Consider the following 21,573-nt stretch of genomic DNA (forward strand, 5'->3'; position numbering starts at 1 on the left):
CTGCGCAGCAGCCGGGCAGCCGTGGGAAAATCGCGCCAACGCGGCCGCCGGCACGCCTTCGTCAAACACGGGCGCGCGCGGCGGTCTTTCTTTTTCCCCACCGCGGCATGGGCCGCACAAGCTGCACACCATGGAAATCACAGAACAATGCGTGGTCGCTCTGACCTGGACCCTCAAGGACACCCTGGGCGAGGAACTGGACGTGCTCGATGAGCCCGTGGAGTTCCTGGTCGGCGGCGACGATCTGCTCAAGCGCATCGAGGAAGCCCTGCAGGGCCACGGCCAGGGCAAGACCCTGGACCTGCACCTGGAGCCCGAGGAAGCCTTTGGCGACTACAACGAAAGCCTGATCTTCCTGGAGCCGCGCGCCCTGTTCCCGGCCGAGCTGGAAGAAGGCATGAGCTTCGAGGCCAGCGCTCTGCCCAAGGGCTGCAGCGCCGTGCAGCCCGATCTGCTCTACACCGTCACGGAAATCTATCCAGAGCACGTGGTGCTGGACGGCAACCACCCGCTGGCCGGCATTGCGCTGCGCCTGCACCTGAAGGTCGAAGGCGTGCGCGAAGCCACCGAGGAAGAAATCGGCCGCGGCTCGGCCGGTACCGGCTTCTTCCGCATCCAGCCCATGGCGCCGGGCAACGACACGCTGCACTGAAATTGCCGCGCTGAAATGGCAAAGGGCTCCCTGCGGGGAGCCCTTTTGCATGGAGCGAGCCTGGTACTCAGCGAATCAGCTGGTTGTTGTCCACGCGCACGCTCTCGCCTATGCGCAGCTGCGGATTGTTCTGGTAGTCGAACACGCGCGTGCTGCCGTCGTTCAACTGCACGGTGACGCGGTAGACATCGCGCAGGTCGCCAGGGCCGGTGTTCTTCTCGATGGCATTGCCCGCCATGGCACCGCCCACCACGCCCGCAATGGTGGCGATGTCGCGCCCACTGCCCTTGCCCACCTGGCGGCCCAGCACCCCGCCGACCACGCCGCCCACCACGGCCCCGGCGCCTATGCCCGAGCCGCCAATGCCGCTGGGCTGCTGGATCTGCACCAGTTGCACATTGGTCACGCGCCCCTGCTGCACATAGCCACCGCCGCCCGGGTAGGCCGTGCCGGGCTGGCCGCCGTTGGGATAGCCACCGCTGGGGTAGCCGCTGGTCGGATAGCCTCCGGCTGGATAGCCGCCAGCCGGATAGCCACCGGCAGGGTAGCCGCCACCCGGGTATCCGCCCTGCTGGGGGTAGCCCGCGCAGGCGCTGAGCAGCAGCGCGGCAATGCAGCCGGCGCCCAAGGCGCTCAAGCGATGAATGGAAGGCATGAGAATCTCCTGTGTACTGTCCGTGGATCGATCAAGGGCAGCCACCGGCCCGGCCGGCGGCTGCATACCGCTTCAACGTCCCAGGCCGCATGCCTGCCGACCGGACAGAACACTTGCTGACAAAAATCAGCCTGCCCGCCAGGCCTCAATTGCGTGCGCGGATGCTGAGCACGTTGCCGTTGTTGCCATCGACGTAGAGCTTCACAGGGCGGCCATCGCCGGTCTGGCCCTTGACCTGGTAGAGGCCGTCCTCCCACTCGATCTCACGCAGGTCGCGGTAGCCCAGGACTTCCATGCGCTCGAAGACTTCGCGGATGCTCAGGCCCGGCCCCTGGAAGGCGCCGCGCACGGAGGCCACCGTGGTGGCCACGGCCTCGCCGGCCTGTACGGTCACGGATGGCCCGCCCGTGGCGGCTGCCTGGGCCTGCACCTGGGCGACCAGCCCGGCAGTGGCGATCAGAACAATGCCCAGGCCCGTCAGGCCATGGCGTGCAGCGCGGGAAATCAGTTGTCGGATGGAAGGCATGAGGTTCTCCTTGGCATGTGAAGGTCGGCGACTGGGCCGGCGATTGGGTCGGCGATTGGGCTGGCGATGCATCTGAAAAGGCCGCATCTGCCGGCTGCTGCGCCTTCGTTTCCGTTGAATTGCGACGGCGTGCAGCCATTGTTCGATGCAGGCCATGAACGCAAGCTGAAGCAGCCGTTCATCCGAGGTTCATCCACGCTGGGCTATAAAGTTTTCCATGCCCACTCCATCCTTCTCCATTCCTCGCAGGTCCTGGATGCTGCTGGCCGCACTGCTGCTGATGGCGGCGGCCCTGGCCTCCTGGACCACGCCCTCGGACGCCGGCGACAGCGACCATGAACTCGCTCGCCAGGCCCTGCAGCAAGGCCGCGTGCTGCCGCTGCGCACCGTGCTCGATCAGGTCGAGCGCGACTACCAGGGCCAGGTCATCAAGGTCGAGTTCGAGCATGACGACGGCCGCTTCATCTACGAGATCCGGCTGCTGCAATCGGGCGGCCGCGTAGCCAAGCTCAAGATCGATGCACGCGATGGCAAGGTGCTGAGTTTCAAGCGCAAGGACTAGACGCAGATGCGAATCCTCGTGGTGGAAGACGAGCCCACGCTCTGCGGGCAACTGGTACAGGCCTTGCAGCAGGCAGGCCATACGGTGGAGACGGCCGCGGACGGCGCAACGGCCCAGTACCTGGGCGAGGTCGAGGAATTCGACGCCGCCGTGCTGGACCTGGGCCTGCCCGTGCGCGACGGGCTCACCGTGCTGCGCGCCTGGCGTGCGCAGGGCCGGGTCATGCCCGTGATGATCCTCACGGCGCGCGGCGCCTGGCATGAGAAGGTGGCCGGCATGGATGCCGGCGCCGACGACTATCTGGCCAAGCCCTTCCACATGGAAGAGCTGATGGCCCGCCTGCGCGCCCTGCTGCGCCGGCTCAGCCCGCACGCCAGCGCCCAGTGGCAATGCGGCCCCATCGTGCTGGACTCGCGCCATGCCCGCGTGAGCGTCGCCGGCCAGCCGCTCACGCTGACCAGCCATGAATTCAAGGTGCTGGCCCTGCTGATGCAGCGCGTGGGGCAGGTGATATCGCGCACCGAACTGTCAGAACACATCTACCCGCAGGACAGCGACCGCGACTCCAACACCATCGAGGTCTTCGTCGGCCGCCTGCGCAAGAAGCTGCCGGCCGGCAGCATAGAGACCGTGCGCGGCCTGGGCTACCGGCTGGTGGAAGGCGCGCCCGCTGCATGAACGCGCCACAGGAAAGACAGGTATCCCGGCTTGGCGATTCGCTGCGCCTGCGCCTGCTGGCCGGCACATTGGCCTGGGTGCTGGCGGCCGTGCTGCTGGCCGGCTGGGGGCTGCGCGGCCTGTTCCGCGACCACATCGCGCAGCAGTTGCAGGCGCAGCTGGTGCTGCAGCTCGACCAGCTCAGCGCAGCCGTCAACAGCCTGCCCGGCGGGCGCATCGAAGTCGGACTGGCCGTGGGCGATCCGCGCCTGGCGCAGCCGCTGTCAGGCCTGTACTGGCAGATCGACCAGGTGAGCGATGGCGCGGGTCCACCCGAGAAGGCCGGCTTGCTGCGCTCTCGTTCGCTGTGGGACCAGACGCTGGACTGGCACCAGTTCCGTGCCGATGCCGGCCGCCCGGATGAGCACCACGAGGACACGGCGCTGAACACCGGCATGCTGCCCGATGGCCAGGGCCACCAGCTCGTGGCCGTGGCACGCCCCCTGCAATTGCCCGAAGCCGACGCGCCGCCGCTGCGCCTGATCGTTGCGGCCGACAGCGCCCTGCTGGCCGAACCCATGCAGCGCTTCACCACCATGCTGATCGCCGCACTGGGCACGCTGGCGGCCGGGCTGGTGCTGGCCGTGGTGCTGCAGCTGCGCCTGGCGCTGCGGCCGCTGCAGCTGCTGCGCAAGGGCCTGTCCGACGTGCGCAAGGGGGCAACGCCGCGCCTCGAAGGCCGGTTTCCGCAGGAACTGCGCCCCCTGGTGCAGGAATTCAACCATGTGCTGGATGTGAACGCCGACATGGTGCAGCGCGCGCGCACGCAGGCCGGCAACCTGGCCCATGCGGTGAACACGCCGCTGTCCATCCTCGGCAATGCCGCCGCGCAGGAAGGCGGTGCGCTGGCCGAACTGGTCCGCGAGCAGGTCGCCAGCGCCAGCCGCCAGGTGGACCACCATCTGGCACGCGCCCGCGCTGCGGCCCGCCAGGCCACAGGCCTGCGCACGCCGCTGGAGCCGCCGCTGGCCTCGCTGGTGCGCACCATGGAGCGGCTGCACGCCGGCCGCGGCATCCGCTTCGCGCTGAAGGGCGATGCGCAGCCTTGGGACTTTCTGGGCGATGGCCAGGACCTGATGGAAATCCTGGGCAACCTGCTGGACAACGCCGGCAAATGGGCGGCCCAGGCCGTGAGCCTGGAAGTCCAGGGCCTGGAGCACGATCAGGCCGGCGGCCCCTTGCTGCTGACAGTGGACGATGACGGCCCCGGCATCGAAGACGCCGACCTTGGCCGCATCTTCGAGCGCGGCGAGCGCCTGGACGAACGCAGGCCCGGCGCAGGCCTGGGCCTGGATATCGTGCGTGACCTGGTGCAGACCTATGGCGGCAGCATCGCGGCCAGCCGCTCGCCGCTGGGCGGCCTGCGCATGCAGCTGCGCCTGCCGGGGGCAAAAAGACAGGCGTGACGGCCGGAGCCGCGCAGCGGCGGCTCAGTGCCCTCTCAGGGTGCTTTCAGTGTCCTCTCAGCGCACGCAGCACCTGCACCAGGGTGTCTGCCTGGGGAAACAGCCAGTCGGCCAGCGCGCCAAGCGCCACGGCGGCCACCAGTGCGCCCAGCACCGGCTTCCAGCTCAGGCGCAGCGCGGCCAGCAGCCAGCCCTCGCGCTCCACCACATAGAGCGTGCGCGCCATCAGCAGCGCAAAGGCCACCTCCACCGCCACGGCCAGGAACAGGTCGGCCCCAAAGACCAGCCACAGCAGCGACCCTGCCCCCGTGACCGCGACCAGCAGCGCCGCAAACACCAGCAGCACGGGGACCAGGACGACGGCGCCTTCGTCCAGCCCATCGATGCCCGGCAGATCAAAGCCTTGCGAGGCCGAGGAAGCGGCCTCGGACATGGCGCCGCCGTCATCCCAGCTGCCGCTGGAGCCACCGCCGCCATACGAACCGCCCTGCCCGCTGTCGAATCCGCCAGCCTCCGGCGTGCGGGCCGGTGAAGAACCGCTGCCGCCGGGCGTCACATCGGGAACATCGGACACCTCCCAGTCGCGGCGCAGCATGCATTCGGCCCACAGGCGCAGCAGCAGCAGGTACAGCAGATAGCCGCAGGCCAGGGCCACGCCATAGCGCAGCGCCATGCTGTGCATGCCCGCGTGCAGCAGGCCCAGGCTCAACAGCGACATGCCGGCCAGGCTCAACCCGCCCGTCAGTGCCGCATGCAGCCGCAGCCAGTGGCGCTGCTGCAGGCGGCGGCGCATGCGGTCTTCCTGCGTCAGCATCACGCGCGTCCATGACGCGGATGGGCGGTGGCGCGTGCGCCGGGATGGCCTGGCCATGCGGATTCCTCCCTGGAGCGATGCCCGGGCAGCGCGGCTGCGGGCGTTTTCTGGCTGAGCGCCTTATTGCTTGCCTGTAGAGCCGTAGCCGCCCGCGCCGCGCTCGGAAGCCGACTCGAACTCCTCGACCACATTGAAGCTGGGCTGCACCACGGGCACGATGATCAGCTGGGCCAGGCGGTCCATGGGCTGCAGCGTGAAGGCCGTGGTCGAGCGGTTCCAGGCGCTGACCATGAGCTGGCCCTGGTAGTCGCTGTCGATCAGGCCGACCAGGTTGCCCAGCACGATGCCGTGCTTGTGGCCCATGCCCGAGCGCGGCAGGATCATGGCCGCGTAGCCGGGGTCCTTGAGGTACATGGCCATGCCCGTGGGCACCAGTTGCCATTGGCCGGGCTCCAGCGTCAGCGGCGCATCGATGCAGGCGCGCAGATCCAGCCCCGCGCTTCCCGGCGTGGCGTAGGCGGGCATGTTCTCGCGCAGGCGCGCGTCAAGGATCTTGATATCAACGTTCATGGAAACAATCTGGGGAGCGCCTCACGGCAGGCTCTCTTGAAAAGCAAAGCGCGCATTGTGCCCCGCGCCGTCACCCGGACGACTTGAGCCCGCTGCGAAAGCCTTTGACGATGGCATTGATGATGGTGAGCAGCAGGATGAAGGGGCCGATGCCCGGAATCACCACGGCCAGGATCAGGCCGATCACGATACCCAGCAACTGGCCCGGACCTATCTTGAAGACCGTCTTCTTGACGGCCTTGGCGGCGGAGGACGCCTGGGCTTGCTGTGCCCGCGCCGCCTGCCGGCCGCGATCGGCCCTGCCACCATTCCTGTCGCCTGCAGACGGCTGGCGTCCCGGCAAGGCAGGCACCGAAGCCTGCTGCGCGGCGATGCGCGCCTTCTCGGCCGCAGCCTGCACCTGCTCGCGCACGCGCTCGACCACGGACTGGGACTGCGCGCCCGGCGTGGCCACGGCATCGGTGAAATCGCTGCGTCCCTGCGCCATCCAGCCGTGGGCCGCCGAGCGGTACAGGGGGCTGGCGCGCAGCAGCTCATCCACATAGCGCACATAGTCGCCGTGGCGGGGGCCTTCGTAGGTGTTCTGTGACATGCGGGCCTTCGGTGGTGTCAACGGACGGGCGGCAGGCGCCGGGCGATCTCGGCCACCAGTTGGCGCGCCAGCAGGGACTTGGAGGCGTGCGGCAGCTCCATGGTGCCAGCCTCGTCGATCAGCAGCAGGGCATTGTCATCCCGCCCAAAGGTGGCGGGACCGATATTGCCCACCAGCAGCGGCACCTGCTTGCGCAGGCGCTTGGCGCTGGCGTGCTGCAGCAGGTCATGGCTTTCGGCGGCGAAGCCCACGCAATAAAGCCGCCCGCTGCGCGCAGGCTCGGACTGCGCGGCGGCCGCCAGGATGTCGGGGTTCTCGACGAAGGTCAGCGTGGGCGTCTGGCCCGAGCCGTCCTTCTTGATCTTCTGGTCTGACGCCGTGGCCGGGCGCCAGTCGGCCACGGCCGCCGTGGCGATGAACACCCCGGCTTGCGGCAATTGCTGGTGCACGGCATCAAACATCTGCTGCGCTGATTGCACGTCGATGCGCTGCACGCCGCGCGGCGTGCGCAGGTGCACGGGCCCGGCCACCAGGGTCACCTGGGCGCCCGCCTCGCGGGCGGCGCGCGCAATGGCAAAGCCCATTTTTCCGCTGGAATGGTTGGTGATGCCGCGCACGGGGTCGATGGCCTCGAAGGTCGGGCCCGCCGTGACCAGCACCTGGCGGCCCTGCAGCAGCTTGGGCGTGAAGAAGGCAGCCAGCTCCTCCATGATTTCCTCGGGCTCCAGCATGCGGCCGTCGCCCACCTCGCCACAGGCCTGGTCACCCGTTCCCACGCCCAGCACCAGCGCACCGTCGGCCGCCACCTGCGCCAGGTTGCGCTGCGTGGCCGGGTGCGCCCACATCTCGCGGTTCATGGCAGGCGCCAGCAACAGGGGCACGCGGTCCATGGGGCGCGCCAGGCACATCAGGCTCAGCAGCTCGTCGGAGCGGCCCTGCACCAGGCGCGCGATGAAGTCGGCGCTGCAGGGCGCGATCAGCATGGCATCGGCCTCGCGACTGAGGTTGATGTGGGGCATGTTGTTGGGCTCGCGCGCATCCCACTGCGAACCATAGACCGGACGGCCCGACAGTGCCTGCATGGTCACCGGCGTGATGAACTGCTCTGCCGCCTCGGTCATCACCACCTGCACGGTGGCCCCGGCCTGCACCAGCAGGCGCACCAGCTGGGCAGATTTGTAACAAGCCACGCCTCCGGAGAGGCCGAGCACCAGATGTTTACCTGCGAACACTTCAGTCATGGCGCGCAATTTAGCAGAGCCGGAGCATCCGAGCAGCCCCGCGCGGCGCGGCGAATTCGGCGGCGCATCTATAATCCTGCTTTACCACCACCAATAAAAGACATGACCAAATTTGTCTTCGTCACAGGCGGTGTGGTGTCTTCCCTGGGCAAGGGAATCGCCTCAGCCTCCCTTGCTGCGATCCTCGAATCGCGCGGCCTCAAAGTCACCCTCATCAAGCTGGATCCCTACATCAACGTGGACCCGGGCACCATGTCGCCCTTCCAGCACGGTGAAGTGTTCGTGACCGATGATGGCGCCGAGACCGATCTGGACCTTGGCCACTACGAGCGTTTCATCGAAACGCGCATGAAGCAGTCCAACAACTTCACCACCGGCCGCATCTACCAGAGCGTTCTGGAAAAGGAGCGCCGCGGCGACTACCTGGGCAAGACCGTGCAGGTGATCCCGCACGTGACCAACGAAATCCAGGAGTACATCAAGCGCGGCGCCGGCCTGGGCACGCCTGACGCAGTCGATGTGGCCATCTGCGAAGTCGGCGGCACGGTGGGCGATATCGAGTCCCTGCCCTTCCTCGAAGCCGTTCGCCAGCTGGCCCTCAAGCAGGGGCCCAACAACACGGCCTTCGTGCACCTGACCTACCTGCCCTGGATCGCCACGGCCGGCGAGCTCAAGACCAAGCCCACGCAGCACACCGTGCAGAAGCTGCGCGAGATCGGCATCCAGCCCGACGCCCTGCTGTGCCGCGCGCAGCACCAGGTGCCGGAAGAGGAGAAGGAAAAGATCTCGCTGTTCACCAACGTTCCCGAGTGGGGCGTGATCTCCATGTGGGACGTGGACACCATCTACAAGGTGCCCCGCATGCTGCACGAGCAGGGCCTGGACGGCCTGATCTGCGACAAGCTGCGCCTGAACACGCCGCCCACCAACCTCAAGCGCTGGGACGACCTGGTCCACGAGACCGAGCACCCGCAGGGCGAGGTCAAGATCGCCATGGTCGGCAAGTACGTCGAGCTGTCGGACGCCTACAAGTCCGTCAACGAGGCGCTCAAGCACGCCGGCATGCAAAGCCATGTGGCAGTGAAGATCACCCACGTCGATTCCGAGACCATCAGCGACGCCAATGCGCGCGACAAGCTCTCGCAGTACGACGCCATCCTCGTGCCCGGCGGCTTCGGCTCGCGCGGCGTGGAAGGCAAGATCTCCACGGCCCGCTACGCCCGCGAGAACAAGGTGCCCTACCTGGGCATCTGCCTGGGCATGCAGGTGGCCACCATCGAATACGCCCGCCATGTGGCCGGCCTCGAAGGCGCCAATTCCACCGAGTTCGACCCCAAGTCCGCCAACCCCGTGATCGCCCTGATCACCGAGTGGAAGGATGCCGACGGCACGGTCAAGACCCGCGACGAGAACTCCGACCTGGGCGGCACCATGCGCCTGGGCGCGCAGTCCTCCGACGTGCAGGCCGGCACGCTGGCCCACAGCATCTACGGTGATGTGGTCACCGAGCGCCACCGCCACCGCTATGAAGCCAACGTCCAGTATCTGGACCAGTTGCGCGAAGCAGGTCTGGTGATCTCGGCGCTGACGCAGCGCGAGCAGCTGACCGAGATCGTCGAGCTGCCCAAGGAAGTTCACCCCTGGTACATCGGCGTGCAGTTCCACCCCGAGTTCAAGTCCACGCCGTGGAGCGGCCACCCGCTGTTCAATGCCTTCGTGAAGGCTGCGATCGAACGCCAGAAGGCGCCGCGCAAGCCCTGATCCCCGCAACGCCGCCCACCATTTCCCAAGGAATCCCCACCATGAAACTCTGCGGCTTCGATGTCGGCCTCGACCGGCGCTTCTTTCTCATTGCAGGCCCCTGCGTCGTCGAGTCCGAACAGCTGCAGATGGACGTGGCGGGGCATCTCAAGGAAATCACGGCGGCCCTGGGCATCCACTTCATCTTCAAGAGCAGCTACGACAAGGCCAACCGCAGCTCGGGCGCCAGCTTTCGCGGCCCGGGCATGGACAAGGGCCTGGAGATCCTGGCCAAGGTGAAGAAGGACCTGCAGGTCCCCATCCTGACCGACGTGCACACCGAGTCCGAAATCCCGGCCGTGTCCCAGGTCGTGGACGTGCTGCAGACGCCGGCCTTCCTGTGCCGCCAGACCGACTTCATCCGCGCCGTCGCCCAGTCGGGCCGGCCGGTGAACATCAAGAAGGGCCAGTTCCTGGCCCCGCATGACATGAAGAATGTCATTGACAAGGCCCGTGCGGCTGCAAGGGAAGCCGGCCTGCCCGAGGACAGCTTCATGGCCTGCGAGCGCGGCGCCAGCTTCGGCTACAACAATCTGGTCTCGGACATGCGCAGCCTGTCCATCATGCGCGAGACCGGCGCGCCCGTCGTCTTCGACGCCACGCACAGCGTGCAGCTGCCCGGCGGCAACGGCACCAGCAGCGGCGGCATGCGCGAGATGGTGCCCGTGCTCTCGCGCGCGGCCGTGGCGGTGGGCGTGGCGGGCCTGTTCATGGAAACCCATCCCAACCCTCCCTGCGCCCTCAGCGACGGCCCCAACGCCGTGCCGCTCAAGCACATGAAGGCCCTGCTCGAAACCCTGGTCGCGCTCGACGACGTGACCAAGAAGAACGGCTTCCTCGAAAACGACTTTGGAGTCTGACCCATGGCCAGCGGCTACATCATTGCGTCCGTCACCGTCACCAAGCCCGAGCAGTACGAGGAATACCGCAAGTGGAGCACCGAGGCCATGCGCGTGCATGGCGCCGAAGTCTGCGTGCGCGGCGGCAAGGTCGAAGTGCTCGAAGGCGACTGGAACCCCGGCCGCACCGTGATCCTCAAGTTCCCCAGCTTCGAGGCAGCCCGGGCCTTCTACGACACGCCCGAGTACCTGCGTGCCCGCGAGGCGCGTGAAGGCGCATCCATCATGCGCATGGTCTGCGTGGAAGGCGTCTGACGGCCAGCCACCCCGGCTCGTCAAGAGCGCAGCGCATACAAAGCCATACAACCAATTTGTGCACAATAGCCGCCGCCCGATCGCAGATACTGCGCCGCGGAGCACGGCTGTGCCCGGTGGCGCGGCAGCCTGCCACGCCATCGACCACCCATACCGCTTGCCCGGCAAGCACCAGGGCGCAACCTCACCGGAACCCGCCTGCACACCGATTTCAAAAACCGCAAAGGAAATGCCATGAGTGCAATCGTTGACATCGTAGGCCGCGAAGTGCTGGACAGCCGCGGCAACCCCACCGTCGAGTGCGACGTGCTGCTGGAATCGGGCGTGATGGGCCGCGCCGCCGTGCCTTCGGGCGCGTCCACCGGCTCGCGCGAAGCCATCGAGCTGCGTGACGGCGACAAGAGCCGCTACCTGGGCAAGGGCGTGCTCAAGGCCGTCGAGCACATCAACACCGAGATCTCCGAAGCCGTTCTAGGCCTGGACGCCTCCGAGCAGGCCTTCCTGGACAAGACCCTGATCGACCTGGACGGCACGGACAACAAGGGCCGCCTGGGCGCCAACGCCATGCTGGCCGTCTCCATGGCCGTGGCCCGTGCCGCTGCCGAAGAGGCCGGCCTGCCCCTGTACCGCTACCTGGGCGGCATGGGCGGCATGCAGCTGCCCGTGCCGATGATGAACGTCATCAACGGCGGCGCGCACGCCAACAACAGCCTGGACCTGCAGGAATTCATGATCATCCCCGTGGGCGCGCCGTCGTTCCGCGAAGCCGTGCGCTGGGGTGCCGAAGTCTTCCACGCGCTCAAGAAGATCATCCACGACAAGGGCATGAGCACGGCCGTGGGCGACGAAGGCGGTTTTGCGCCTTCCGTGGAAAACCACGAAGCCGCCATCCAGCTGATCCTGCAGGCCATCGAAAACGCTGGCTACAAGGCCGGCGAACAGATCGCACTGGGCCTGGACTGCGCCGCCAGCGAGTTCTACAAGGACGGCATGTACGTGCTGGCCGGCGAAGGCAACCTGACGCTGACCGCCACCCAGTGGACCGACATGCTGGCCGGCTGGTGCGACAAGTACCCCATCATCTCCATCGAGGACGGCATGGCCGAAGGCGACTGGGATGGCTGGAAGATCCTGACAGACCGTCTGGCCGCCAAGGTCCAGCTGGTGGGCGACGACCTGTTCGTCACCAACACCAAGATCCTGAAGGAAGGCATCGACAAGAAGATCGCCAACTCCATCCTGATCAAGATCAACCAGATCGGCACGCTGACCGAAACCTTCGCCGCCATCGAAATGGCCAAGCGCGCAGGCTACACGGCCGTGATCTCGCACCGCTCGGGCGAAACCGAGGATTCGACGATTGCCGACATCTCGGTGGGCACCAATGCCGGCCAGATCAAGACCGGCTCGCTGAGCCGTTCGGACCGCATCGCCAAGTACAACCAGCTGCTGCGCATCGAGGAAGACCTGGGTGACATCGCCCACTACCCCGGCCGCGAGGCTTTCTACAACCTGCGCTGAAAAGCGTTAGGCTTGCAAGCCATCCGGCCTGCAAGCCTTTTTCCTTTCCGCAACATCTGCTGCCATGGTCAACCGCGTCGTCCCTCTTGTCCTGCTCGCCCTGCTCGCCGCCGTGCATGCGCAGTTGTGGCTGGGCCATGGCAGCGTGGCCTACGTCAAGGAACTGCAGCAGCAGATCCACGACCAGAACGTGGCCAATGCCCTGGAAAAGGCCGAGAACGACCGCCTGGCCTCCGAGGTCAACGATCTCAAGGACGGCCTGGCCATGGTCGAGGAAAAGGCCCGCAGCGAGCTGGGCATGGTCAAGCCCAACGAAATCTTCGTGCAGATCGTGCGGCGCTGAGCGTCGGGCTTTCCTGCATCAAGGCCGGCTTCATGCCGGCCTTTTTACACGCTCAGTTTGGCCGGCTCCTCGCCCTGCGTTCTGGGACCGGTTCACTGCATGAGATAGGCGTCTGTTTCAGGCCTCATAAATCGGGCCGCACTTTCCAGAGTGCATGTATCGCGGATAGAATCCTTGGCTTCAATAAGGAGGGAGTATCCAAATGCAATTCAAAACAAACACAGCCGCAGCTCTTTGCACGCTGCTGGCACCATTTTTTCTCACCGCTTGTGGTGGCGGGGGCAACGATAGCAACGAGCCCTTACCTCTAACCGCTGCTCATTGCTTTGATGACACCAGATATCAGCTGGGAAAAAAGATACAGCAAGAATATTTGGAAGGCAACCTTAAATATCCTCTTTTGCGCACAGTAGAAACCACCACAAGAAATACCAACTTCGGCGGCCACAAGAATCTCATAGAATACACTGCAACAATCAGTATTGCAGAAGATCCATCGATTCAACTCAGAAGAACTCTTGTCTATCTGACTCCGGAGGCACCTTTCGTCTATTGGACCTACGGCTCCATCACGGAGATACTTGGCGACTTCCCCGCAAAGTACAGTACTGTATATTCCGAGCCTGTCATCAACCGAAGGGCCATGCTGAAGCAGGGCGAATCTCTGAGCTATCGCATACGCGGGGAACAAACCAGCGATCAGTACACTGAAAAACATCCCGTAGATGAAACTTATACCCAGACCTATCTTGGTGATGAAACCGTGATGATCGGCGACCGAAAAGTCAATGCATGCAAATTCGACATCGTAACCGGCAACAGCAGCTCTCGTGAATTTATATACAGAAGCTTGCCGGTTTTGCGAAGCAGCATTGATGAGAAATCTATTTATGAAAAAACCGTCAAACTGACTCTTGATGGAAAAGATTACTGATTTTTCGAGTCTAATCCGCTGATAGAAAGGCACCTTCAAGAGGCGCCTTTCTTATAAGAGCAGAGATATTCAGCGCCCCATGAATACTATGAGGCCTCTACCATCAGGCGCTATGCATTACGCGACCGCATTCCCCAGCATACTCCTGCTGGGCCCACCAGCTTTGGCACGTTCTATGGCTAACGCGCTGAACCGATCCTGGCTCACGCACCAAGGCAATGCGGATTGGTGCTGTGTGGCTGTCGCACCAGCCACATCGCTGCCCTCGGCCCTCACAATCTACCTGCTCGCCACAGACTGGCGCAATGTCAACGGGGAATATGCCGCCCAGGAACAGCACTGGCGTAGCCTTTTGCACTCCGAAGCACGCGACTACGTGGTGCTTCATGGCAATCCAAATCGCCAATGGCAGCAACTGGCAGATTCTCTCAGAGCGCAAGCTCCCGTCGCAGACTGGTCCTGGCTGCCCGCAAGCCCAGCGCAACGCAGCGCCCGCCTTCGCCCCTACGGCTGCGAGCAATGCAGCGACCCGGACTGCGAGCGGCGATTGTTCGACGCGCTGCGCAGCGGGCGGGACTGACTTCGAGCGTATTTACTGGACGTTCGTCGAGGTCGGCGGCTGCTTGCCGGCTTCGGTGAACAGCTGGGCGGCATCGATGGGATCGAACTCGTACTGCTTGCCGCAGAAGTCGCAGCCCACCTCGATATTGCCGCGCTCCTCCAGGATGCTGTCCACCTCTTCAATGCCCAGCGACACCAGCATGGCGCCCACGCGCTCACGGCTGCAGGTGCAGGCAAAGCGCGGGCGCTCTTCGTCCTGCTGGGGGACAAAGCGCATCAGCTTTTCTTCCCAGAACAGGCGCCGCAGGATGGTTTCCACATCCAGCGTGAGCAGTTCGTCGCGCGTCAGGCTGGCGGCCAGCGTGGCGATGCGGTTGTAGTCCTCGTTCAGGCCGATGGCGTCCTGGCCCGATTGCTCGCTTTCGGTGGCGGAGGCCAGGTTGGCCTCGCCCTTGACCGGCATGCGCTGGATCAGCAGGCCGGCAGCCAACTGGTCATTGGCGGCAAGCACCAGCACGGTGTCCAGCTGCTCGGACTGCAGCATGTAGTGCTGCAGTGCATCTGACACCTTGGAGAACCTGCGGCCTTGCGCATCCTGCAGCGGCACCACGCCCTGGTAGGGCTGCTGGCCCGGCTGGCGTCCCTTGGGATCCAGCGTGATGGCGCAGCGGCCACCACCGTTCACATTGAGCAATTGCTCCAGCGTGGCGCCTTCGGGCGCCTCCCCGATCAGGGTGGCGGTGGCGCGCAGGCCGAAGTCGGACTGCACCTCGGCCACGGCCAGCTTGACCGGGCCGTCGCCCATGACCTGGAAGACCAGGGCGCCGTTGAACTTGATGTTGGACTGCATGAGCACGCCGGCAGCCGCCATTTCGCCCAGCAGTTCGCGCACGGCAGCGGGGTAGGCGCCGGTCTCTCCGTTGCCCGCGCGGCGTTGCAGGATTTCCTGCCAGGCGTCGGTGAGGCGGACGATGGAGCCGCGCACGGGCAGGCCTTCGAAGATGAATTTATGCAGTTCAGACACGCTGATGGATTCCGTAAAAAAGTGCCGGGCCTCGCTCAGCCCAGCTTGCGCAACCCGGTCTTGAACCGGCGCGCATTATCGACATAGTGTTGGGCGCTGCGGCGCAAGCCTTCGATCTGCTCGGGCGTCAATTGGCGCACGGCCTTGGCCGGGCTGCCGATGATCATCGAGCCATCGGGAAACTCCTTACCCTCGGTGATGAGAGCGCCTGCGCCGACCAGGCAGTTCCTGCCGATCTTCGCGCCATTGAGCACCACGGCACCGATGCCGATCAGCGATTCGTCGCCGATGGTGCAGCCATGCAGCATGACCTGGTGGCCCACGGTCACATGGCGCCCCACGACCAGCGGCTTGCCCAGGTCGGCATGCAGCACGCTGGCGTCCTGGATGTTGCTTCCCTCGCCGATGGAAATGCTCTCGCAGTCGCCGCGCAGCACGGCGCCGAACCAGATGCTGGCGTCTTCGGCCAGCTGCACATTGCCCATGACCTCGGCGCTGTCGGCCACCCAGGCCGATGCTGCCACTTCAGGGGCCACTCCATCCAGTTCATAAATCGCCATGGGTCTTTGTCTCCGTCAATTATTGGTGATGGCAGGAAACCTAGAATTGTAGGGATGGAGTTACGTCACCGCGCCCTTGAGGTTTTGTGCCTCCCGGACCCCGAAGAAAAGGCCGCCGCCGCGTTGGACATGTATGCACGGCAGGCGCTTTATTCAATAGCAGCGCAGGCACCGGCCCTGCCCGATCCCGCACCGGACCTGCCGGGCCGCCCGCTGCGGCCCGAGCTGCGCCACCACACCGCCGTTGCAAGGCGCTCGCCGGCCACGCCCGAAGGCCGGGCCGTGCTGATCCACGCCATTGCCCACATCGAGTTCAACGCCATCAATCTGGCGCTGGATGCCGTCTGGCGCTTTGACGGCATGCCGCAGCAGTACTACCTGGACTGGCTGCAGGTGGCCGCCGAGGAGGCCAAGCACTTTCGCCTGCTGCGCGAGCATCTGCGCTCGCACCTGGGCCACGACTATGGCGATTTCCCGGCCCACCAGGGCCTGTGGACCATGTGCGAGAAGACCGCGCATGACGTGGTGGCCCGCATGGCACTGGTGCCACGCACGCTGGAGGCACGGGGCCTGGACGCCACGCCCCAGATACAGAACAAGCTGCGCAACACGCGCGCGCCCGATGCGCTGGCGGCCGTGGACATCCTCGACATCATCCTGCGCGAGGAAGTGGGCCACGTGGCCATAGGCAACCACTGGTACCGCTGGCTGTGCGAGCGTGAAGGCCTGGAGCCGGAGGCGCACTACCAGCACCTGACGCAGCGCTACGAGGCACCGCGCCTGCGCCCGCCCTTCAACGAGCGCGCACGCCGCGCCGCTGGCTTCACCGATACCGAACTGGCCTGGCTGCAGCAGGTCTGAAGAAAGACTGCCGCAGCCGCGCGGACAGGCCCGTCCCGTCCGCATGGCCGCACAATGGTTTACAAACTAGGATGGGTCCGACTCCGCAATCGGACTTGTCCCAGCAGACACTGCCTGTCGGCATATTTATTCAGAACATTCCTACAATCAGATCTGCTGCTTACCGTGCCTCTTCGACCGAACACTCCATGACCGAATTGCCTGTCCATCTCTTCAACGATGCCCCTGCGGCCAGCCCCGCGTCCACAGACCGGGGAATGATCGCGCGCCAGGCCATCGTCAACGGGGTGCAGCAGATCATCGGCTACGAGCTTTTCAACCGTTCTCGCGCCTACCCGGACCATACGGCGGCCTCGGACGTGTCCCTGGTGTTCACGGCCCTGTCGCATGCTGGCGAAGAGGATCTGGTCGGCACCAAGTTGATGTTCGTCAACTGCACGCATGAAAGCCTGGCCGGCGGGCATCTGGAGCTGCTCAACCCCGACAAGGTGGTGCTGGAGATACCGCCGCTGGGCCTGGCCGCACAGCAAGAGGTGCAGGCCCGCCTGCCCATCCTCAGCAATCTGCGCGCGCGCGGCTTCAACCTGGCCTTCAATCACACGGTGCTGGAGTCCGCCTATGCGGCCTGGCTGCCCCTGGCCGACTACATCAAGTTCGACCTGTCCGTGCTGGCCCCTGACCAGTTGGCCGTGCTGGTCAACTTCGCTGGCCGCCACACGCGCGCCGAGCTGATCGCCGAGAAGGTGGAAAGCGCCCAGCAGCATGAGCAGGTCGGCCGCCTGGGCATACAGCTGTTCCAGGGCTTCTGGTTTGCGCGGCCCACGGTGGTGCGCACCAAGCTGCTGTCGCCCTCGCAGCAAAGCATCGTCCAGCTGCTGAATCTGGTGCGCCAGCAGGCCAGCACCGATGCCATCGAGGATGTGCTCAAGAAGGATGCGGGCCTGGCCTTCAACCTGATGCGCCTGATCAATTCCGTGGGTTTTGGCGTGCAACGCGAGATCACCTCCTTCCGCCAGGCCGTGATGCTCATGGGCCTCAAGAAGCTGTTCCGCTGGGCGGCCATGCTGCTGACCGCATCGCGCAACGGCGGGCCGCCGCCGGCCATCGGCCAGACCGCCGTGATCCGCGGGCGGCTGATGGAGCTGCTGGCCCAGGAATCGCTGAGCGAGGAAGACTCCGACCAGGCCTTCGTCGTCGGCATCTTCTCGCTGCTGGGCAGCATGCTGGACCTGCCCCAGGACGTGGCCATGAGCCTGATCCCCGTGCCCGATGCCGTCTCCGCCGCCGTGCTGCGCCATGAAGGCGTGCTGGGCGAGCTGCTGATCCTGGCCCAGGCCTGCGAAGCCAGCGACGACGCAGCCTTCAACCGCAGCGCAGACGCACTGCGCCTGAGCAGCCAGCAGATCAACTGGGCCCATCTGCAGGCCCTGGCCTGGACCGATCAACTGGCAGACAGCTCGCTATAGTCATGAGCTATCGCACGCAACTCAACGCCGCCGCTCCTTCATCTTTCTCAGCTTCCAAATGACTACCAACGACAACTCCTCCGCTCCGCCACCACCCCTGCCAGAAGGAGTGGAGGACGGACAGGTGGCCGTCATTGCGCGCCAGGCCATCGTCAACGAGGCGCGCGATGTCTTCGGCTATGAACTCTTCGATCGCTCCACAGCCCAGCATGCGCACACGGCGGCCTCCGATGCCGCCCTGCTGTTCAACGCACTGTCGTATGCGGGAGCCGAGGCGCTGGTGGGCAAGAAGACGGTCTTCATCAACTGCACGCATGACAGCCTGGCCGGCGGCCACCTGGAACTGATCCACCCCGACAAGGTGGTGCTGGAAGTGACCACACTGGGCGAGAACGCCACCACAGCCGATATCGAAGAGCGCCTGCCCACCTTCCAGGCCCTGCGCCAGCGCGGTTTCCGCCTGGCCTTCAACCAGCACCTGCTGCGCCGCGCCTATGCCAGCTGGCTGCCTGCGGCCGCATTCATCAAGCTGGACATGCAGACCTTTGCACTGGCCGATGCCGAGACCCTGGTGAATTTCGCGCGCGCCCATACCAATGCCCAGATCGTGGCCGAGAAGGTCGAGACCTCCGAGCAGTTCGAGCGCATGCGCGACCTGGGCGTGCGGCTGTTCCAGGGCTTCTGGTTCGCCCAGCCGCAACTCGTGCAGGCGCGCACCATCCGCCCCACGCAGGCGACCATCATTCAGCTGATCAACCTGGTGCGCCAGCAGGCCAGCACGGACGAGATCGAAGCCCTGCTCAAGAAGGACCCCACGCTGTCCTTCAACCTGCTGCGCTTCATCAACTCCTCGGGATTCGGCCTGTCCTGCGAGATCACCTCGTTCCGCCATGCGGTGATGATCCTGGGCCTCAAGAAGCTGTTCCGCTGGGCCGCGCTGCTGCTGACCACCTCGCGCGCGGGCGGCACGCCACCGGCCGTGGGCCAGACCGCCGTGGTGCGCGGACGCCTGATGGAGCTGCTGACGGCCGAGCTGCTCTCGCCCGAGGAATGCGACAACGCCTTCGTGGTGGGCGTGTTCTCGCTGCTGGACGTGATGCTGGGCCAGCCCATGGAAAAGGCGCTGGAATCCATCGCCCTGCCCCAGCCCGTGATCGATGCGCTGGTGCACAACAAGGGCGTGTTCGCGCCCTTCCTGGAGCTGACGCGCGCCTGCGAAAGCGGCGACGACGAAGGCTTTGCGCGCGCCGCCAACGCCTTGCAGCTGTCCAACCACCAGGTCAACTGGGCGCATCTGCAGGCCCTGGCCTGGGCCGACAACCTCACGGCGGACGACGCCACGGTCTGAACGGGTCAGCCACCATGGCAAAGGGCTTGCGGCCGGGAAGCCGCAAGCCCTTTTTGCATGCCGCGCGCCGCAGCGGTATCAGTTCAGCTTGATGCCTGCAGCCTGGATGATTCGCGCGTTGGACTGGGACTCGCCCTCGATCTGGCGCGCGAAATCCTCGGCCTTGCCGCCCGTGGCCACGTTGTCGGTGGCCTCCAGCTTGGCACGCATGTCGGGCTGGGTCAGCACCTGGTTGATCTCGGCATTGAGCCTTTGCAGCACGGGCGCTGGCGTTCCTGCGGGCGCGAAGATGCCGAACACCGAGGTCATGTTGGCGCTCTTGTAGCCCAGCTCGGCCAGCGTGGGCACGCCGGGCAGCGACTCCAGGCGCTGGGGGGCGCCCACGGCCAGGGCCTTGAACTTGCCCGCCTTGATGTGCTGCAGCACGGCCGGCCCGGCGTTGGTGGAGAGCACCTCGAACTGGGCGCTCAGGCCATCATTGAGCTGCTGGCCGCCGCCCTTGTAGGGGATGTGCGTGATCTTGGCCTGCGAGGCATACATGATCTGCTCGAGCATGATGTGGCCCAGCGATGCCAGGCCTGCCGTGGCCCAGCGGACTTCGCCGGGCTGGGCCTTGGCCTGCGCCACCAGTGCCTTGAAATCGGTCGCCGTGGAGCGCGCCGTGCCCAGCAGCAGCACGGGCGAATACATCACGCTGGTCACGGGCACGAGATCGCGCTGCGGATCGAACAGCGGCTTGCCCAGGTGCGGGCTCAGCGTCAGCGGGCTGATGGAGGAAAAGCCCAGCGTATAGCCATCAGGTGCGGCCTTGGCCACCAGGTCCAGACCGATGGCGCCGCCGGCGCCGGCCTTGTTGTCCACCACCACGGGCTGGCCCAGGCGGGCGGCCAGCTTCTCGCCCAGGGCGCGCGCCACCACGTCGCTGACGCCACCGGCCGGATAGGAAACCACCACGCGGATGGGCCGGCTGGGCCAGGCGGCATCGGCGGCCGACGCGGACATCGGCAAGGCCGCAGCAGCGACCGTCGCCGCCAGCATGGAAGTCACCAGCACATGCCGGCGCAGGAAATCAGTCATCGAAAACTCCGCAGAAACACATCGAACACGGCGGTGATTGTTCTGCAAAGCGCATATCCCCGGGACAGGCTTTGCCACTTCGACGATTTCGACGGCAGAAACACCCAAACCGGCGAACCCTCCACACCCAATCAACCACGCGGATGGTGCAAAGCGTGCAATGCCTTGAGCCGCTCGCGCGCCACATGGGTGTAGATGGTGGTGGTGGAGATGTCGGCATGGCCCAGCAGCATCTGCACCACGCGCAGGTCTGCGCCATGGTTGAGCAGGTGGGTGGCGAAGGCATGGCGCAGCGTGTGCGGCGACAGCGGTGCCGTGACGCCCGCAACCTGCGCGCAGCGCTTGACGATGACCCAGAACATCACGCGGCTCATGGCCGCTGCGCGCTGGGTCACGAAGACCGCATCGCTGCGCTGCCCGCCCAGGATGGCACCGCGCGCCGTGGCCAGATAGCGCTCCAGCCACCAGTGCGCCTCCTGGCCGAAGGGCACCAGCCTTTCCTTTTGCCCCTTGCCCGTCACGCGCAACACGCCCGAGCGCAGATCGATGCCATGCAAGGGCAGATCCACCAGCTCGCTCACGCGCAGGCCGCTGGCATACATCAGCTCCAGCATGGCGCGGTCACGCAGGCCCAGTGGCGTATCGACATCGGGCGCCCTGAGCAGTGCCTCCACCTGCGCCTGCGTCAGCGTATGCGGCACGCGCGGCGGCTGCCGGGCCGCCAGCATGCGTGCCGTGGGATCGGCGGCAATGCGCTGCTCGCGCAGCGCCCAGTGGTAGTAGCGGCGCAGCACCGTCAGCCGCCGGTTGGAAGAGCTGGCCTTGGTCTGCTCCACCCGCACCGCGAAATAGCCCTGCAGCTCCAGCTCGCCCGCCGCATCCAGCGCCAGCGGCGGCTGCTGGTGCGCCAGCCACCGCCCCCAGGCCGTCAGATCGCGGCGATAGGCCGCCAGCGTATTGCGCGACAGCCCGTCCTCCAGCAGCAGCGCATCCATGAACAGGTCCAGCGCATCCAGGCTGGCCGGCAGCGGCGCCGGCCAGGATGCAGGATCGGCAGCAGATTCGGCTTCGGCAGCCGATAGGGAAGCGATGGAAGCAACAGGCACTTGGGACATCCCGTCAAGCCTACAACGAAAAAACCCGAGGTCCGCAAGGAGCCTCGGGTTCTGAGCCAACCGCTCAAGGCGGT

At 65.7% G+C, this 21,573-nt stretch carries 24 protein-coding genes; 14 read left to right on the top strand and 10 right to left on the bottom strand.

Annotated features, from left to right (window positions below; genetic code table 11):
• Positions 1 to 130 precede the first annotated feature (130 nt).
• A complete protein-coding gene (locus IAE24_RS00735; RefSeq protein WP_012206894.1) occupies positions 131 to 652 on the top strand; it encodes an FKBP-type peptidyl-prolyl cis-trans isomerase in 522 nt (173 codons plus the stop codon).
• Positions 653 to 719: 67 nt separating this feature from the next.
• Here IAE24_RS00735 and IAE24_RS00740 read toward each other — a convergent pair whose 3' ends face one another.
• Positions 720 to 1,307, bottom strand: a complete 588-nt coding sequence (locus IAE24_RS00740) for a glycine zipper 2TM domain-containing protein (protein ID WP_192366321.1) — start codon at positions 1,305 to 1,307, stop codon at positions 720 to 722.
• A 145-nt stretch (positions 1,308 to 1,452) separates the two neighbouring features.
• The gene (locus tag IAE24_RS00745) at positions 1,453 to 1,833 is read right to left on the bottom strand and encodes a PepSY domain-containing protein (protein ID WP_017404382.1); all 381 of its coding nucleotides are present in this window, start codon (positions 1,831 to 1,833) and stop codon (positions 1,453 to 1,455) included.
• 256 nt (positions 1,834 to 2,089) lie between these two features.
• On the opposite strand from IAE24_RS00745, the gene IAE24_RS00750 reads away from it, so the two are divergent.
• Genes IAE24_RS00750 through IAE24_RS00760 form a run of 3 tightly spaced genes read left to right on the top strand, consistent with a single transcriptional unit; the run spans position 2,090 to position 4,518 of the window.
• Positions 2,090 to 2,395: a PepSY domain-containing protein gene (locus IAE24_RS00750; RefSeq protein ID WP_012206897.1), complete on the top strand. Its 306-nt coding sequence runs from the start codon at positions 2,090 to 2,092 to the stop codon at positions 2,393 to 2,395.
• A gap of 6 nt (positions 2,396 to 2,401) precedes the next feature.
• Positions 2,402 to 3,073: a response regulator transcription factor gene (locus tag IAE24_RS00755; protein WP_012206898.1), complete on the top strand. Its 672-nt coding sequence runs from the start codon at positions 2,402 to 2,404 to the stop codon at positions 3,071 to 3,073.
• Complete coding sequence (locus IAE24_RS00760) at positions 3,070 to 4,518, top strand: sensor histidine kinase (protein ID WP_099733035.1); 1,449 nt, start codon at positions 3,070 to 3,072, stop codon at positions 4,516 to 4,518. The genes IAE24_RS00755 and IAE24_RS00760 overlap by 4 nt, the downstream gene beginning before the upstream one ends.
• A 46-nt stretch (positions 4,519 to 4,564) precedes the next feature.
• On the opposite strand, the gene IAE24_RS00765 is transcribed toward IAE24_RS00760, so the two are convergent.
• The 4 genes from IAE24_RS00765 to coaBC form a co-directional block, all read right to left on the bottom strand.
• A complete protein-coding gene (locus IAE24_RS00765) occupies positions 4,565 to 5,389 on the bottom strand; it encodes a hypothetical protein (protein ID WP_199960099.1) in 825 nt (274 codons plus the stop codon).
• Between the two features lie 63 nt (positions 5,390 to 5,452).
• A complete protein-coding gene (gene dut, locus IAE24_RS00770) occupies positions 5,453 to 5,902 on the bottom strand; it encodes a dUTP diphosphatase (protein ID WP_034396440.1) in 450 nt (149 codons plus the stop codon).
• A gap of 70 nt (positions 5,903 to 5,972) precedes the next feature.
• Entirely contained in the window at positions 5,973 to 6,494 is a 522-nt protein-coding gene (locus IAE24_RS00775; protein WP_017404377.1) for a hypothetical protein, read from the bottom strand.
• 17 nt (positions 6,495 to 6,511) lie between these two features.
• The gene (coaBC, locus tag IAE24_RS00780) at positions 6,512 to 7,735 is read right to left on the bottom strand and encodes a bifunctional phosphopantothenoylcysteine decarboxylase/phosphopantothenate--cysteine ligase CoaBC (protein WP_013801106.1); all 1,224 of its coding nucleotides are present in this window, start codon (positions 7,733 to 7,735) and stop codon (positions 6,512 to 6,514) included.
• 102 nt (positions 7,736 to 7,837) lie between these two features.
• Here coaBC and IAE24_RS00785 point away from each other — a divergent pair, with 102 nt between their 5' ends.
• The 7 genes from IAE24_RS00785 (at position 7,838) to IAE24_RS00815 (ending at position 14,067) form a co-directional block, all read left to right on the top strand.
• Entirely contained in the window at positions 7,838 to 9,496 is a 1,659-nt protein-coding gene (locus IAE24_RS00785; protein ID WP_012206904.1) for a CTP synthase, read from the top strand.
• Positions 9,497 to 9,537: 41 nt separating this feature from the next.
• Positions 9,538 to 10,395 (top strand): 3-deoxy-8-phosphooctulonate synthase, encoded by an 858-nt coding sequence (gene kdsA, locus IAE24_RS00790; RefSeq protein ID WP_013801105.1) that lies wholly within the window; start codon positions 9,538 to 9,540, stop codon positions 10,393 to 10,395.
• A 3-nt stretch (positions 10,396 to 10,398) separates the two neighbouring features.
• Positions 10,399 to 10,689, top strand: coding sequence for a DUF1330 domain-containing protein (locus IAE24_RS00795; RefSeq protein ID WP_012206906.1), 291 nt, complete (start codon positions 10,399 to 10,401; stop codon positions 10,687 to 10,689).
• 234 nt (positions 10,690 to 10,923) lie between these two features.
• Positions 10,924 to 12,210 (top strand): phosphopyruvate hydratase, encoded by a 1,287-nt coding sequence (eno, locus tag IAE24_RS00800; RefSeq protein WP_012206907.1) that lies wholly within the window; start codon positions 10,924 to 10,926, stop codon positions 12,208 to 12,210.
• A 64-nt stretch (positions 12,211 to 12,274) separates the two neighbouring features.
• Positions 12,275 to 12,553, top strand: a complete 279-nt coding sequence (gene ftsB, locus IAE24_RS00805; protein ID WP_012206908.1) for a cell division protein FtsB — start codon at positions 12,275 to 12,277, stop codon at positions 12,551 to 12,553.
• A 202-nt stretch (positions 12,554 to 12,755) separates the two neighbouring features.
• Complete coding sequence (locus tag IAE24_RS00810) at positions 12,756 to 13,487, top strand: hypothetical protein (protein WP_199960100.1); 732 nt, start codon at positions 12,756 to 12,758, stop codon at positions 13,485 to 13,487.
• Positions 13,488 to 13,662: 175 nt separating this feature from the next.
• On the top strand, positions 13,663 to 14,067 hold the full coding sequence (locus IAE24_RS00815) for a hypothetical protein (RefSeq protein ID WP_199960101.1): 405 nt from the start codon (positions 13,663 to 13,665) through the stop codon (positions 14,065 to 14,067).
• 12 nt (positions 14,068 to 14,079) lie between these two features.
• Here the strand turns inward: IAE24_RS00815 and hslO are convergent, their stop codons facing one another.
• Together hslO and IAE24_RS00825 are read right to left on the bottom strand one after the other, a co-directional pair.
• A complete protein-coding gene (hslO, locus tag IAE24_RS00820; RefSeq protein ID WP_012206910.1) occupies positions 14,080 to 15,072 on the bottom strand; it encodes an Hsp33 family molecular chaperone HslO in 993 nt (330 codons plus the stop codon).
• Positions 15,073 to 15,107: 35 nt separating this feature from the next.
• Positions 15,108 to 15,632 carry a gamma carbonic anhydrase family protein gene (locus IAE24_RS00825; RefSeq protein WP_012206911.1) on the bottom strand — a complete coding sequence of 175 codons (525 nt, stop codon included), beginning with the start codon at positions 15,630 to 15,632 and terminating at the stop codon, positions 15,108 to 15,110.
• A gap of 54 nt (positions 15,633 to 15,686) precedes the next feature.
• On the opposite strand from IAE24_RS00825, the gene IAE24_RS00830 reads away from it, so the two are divergent.
• From IAE24_RS00830 to IAE24_RS00840, 3 genes are all read left to right on the top strand, one after another.
• Entirely contained in the window at positions 15,687 to 16,493 is an 807-nt protein-coding gene (locus IAE24_RS00830) for a ferritin-like domain-containing protein (RefSeq protein ID WP_199960102.1), read from the top strand.
• Positions 16,494 to 16,681: 188 nt separating this feature from the next.
• The gene (locus IAE24_RS00835; protein ID WP_034396453.1) at positions 16,682 to 17,959 is read left to right on the top strand and encodes an EAL and HDOD domain-containing protein; all 1,278 of its coding nucleotides are present in this window, start codon (positions 16,682 to 16,684) and stop codon (positions 17,957 to 17,959) included.
• Between the two features lie 58 nt (positions 17,960 to 18,017).
• On the top strand, positions 18,018 to 19,307 hold the full coding sequence (locus IAE24_RS00840) for an EAL and HDOD domain-containing protein (protein ID WP_012206914.1): 1,290 nt from the start codon (positions 18,018 to 18,020) through the stop codon (positions 19,305 to 19,307).
• A 78-nt stretch (positions 19,308 to 19,385) separates the two neighbouring features.
• Here the strand turns inward: IAE24_RS00840 and IAE24_RS00845 are convergent, their stop codons facing one another.
• The gene (locus IAE24_RS00845) at positions 19,386 to 20,384 is read right to left on the bottom strand and encodes a Bug family tripartite tricarboxylate transporter substrate binding protein (protein WP_097201605.1); all 999 of its coding nucleotides are present in this window, start codon (positions 20,382 to 20,384) and stop codon (positions 19,386 to 19,388) included.
• 131 nt (positions 20,385 to 20,515) lie between these two features.
• Positions 20,516 to 21,499 carry a site-specific tyrosine recombinase XerD gene (gene xerD, locus IAE24_RS00850; protein WP_199960103.1) on the bottom strand — a complete coding sequence of 328 codons (984 nt, stop codon included), beginning with the start codon at positions 21,497 to 21,499 and terminating at the stop codon, positions 20,516 to 20,518.
• Between the last annotated feature and the right edge of the window lie 74 nt (positions 21,500 to 21,573).

Source organism: Delftia sp. S65 (genome assembly GCF_016516495.1).
Classification (GTDB): domain Bacteria; phylum Pseudomonadota; class Gammaproteobacteria; order Burkholderiales; family Burkholderiaceae_C; genus Comamonas; species Comamonas acidovorans.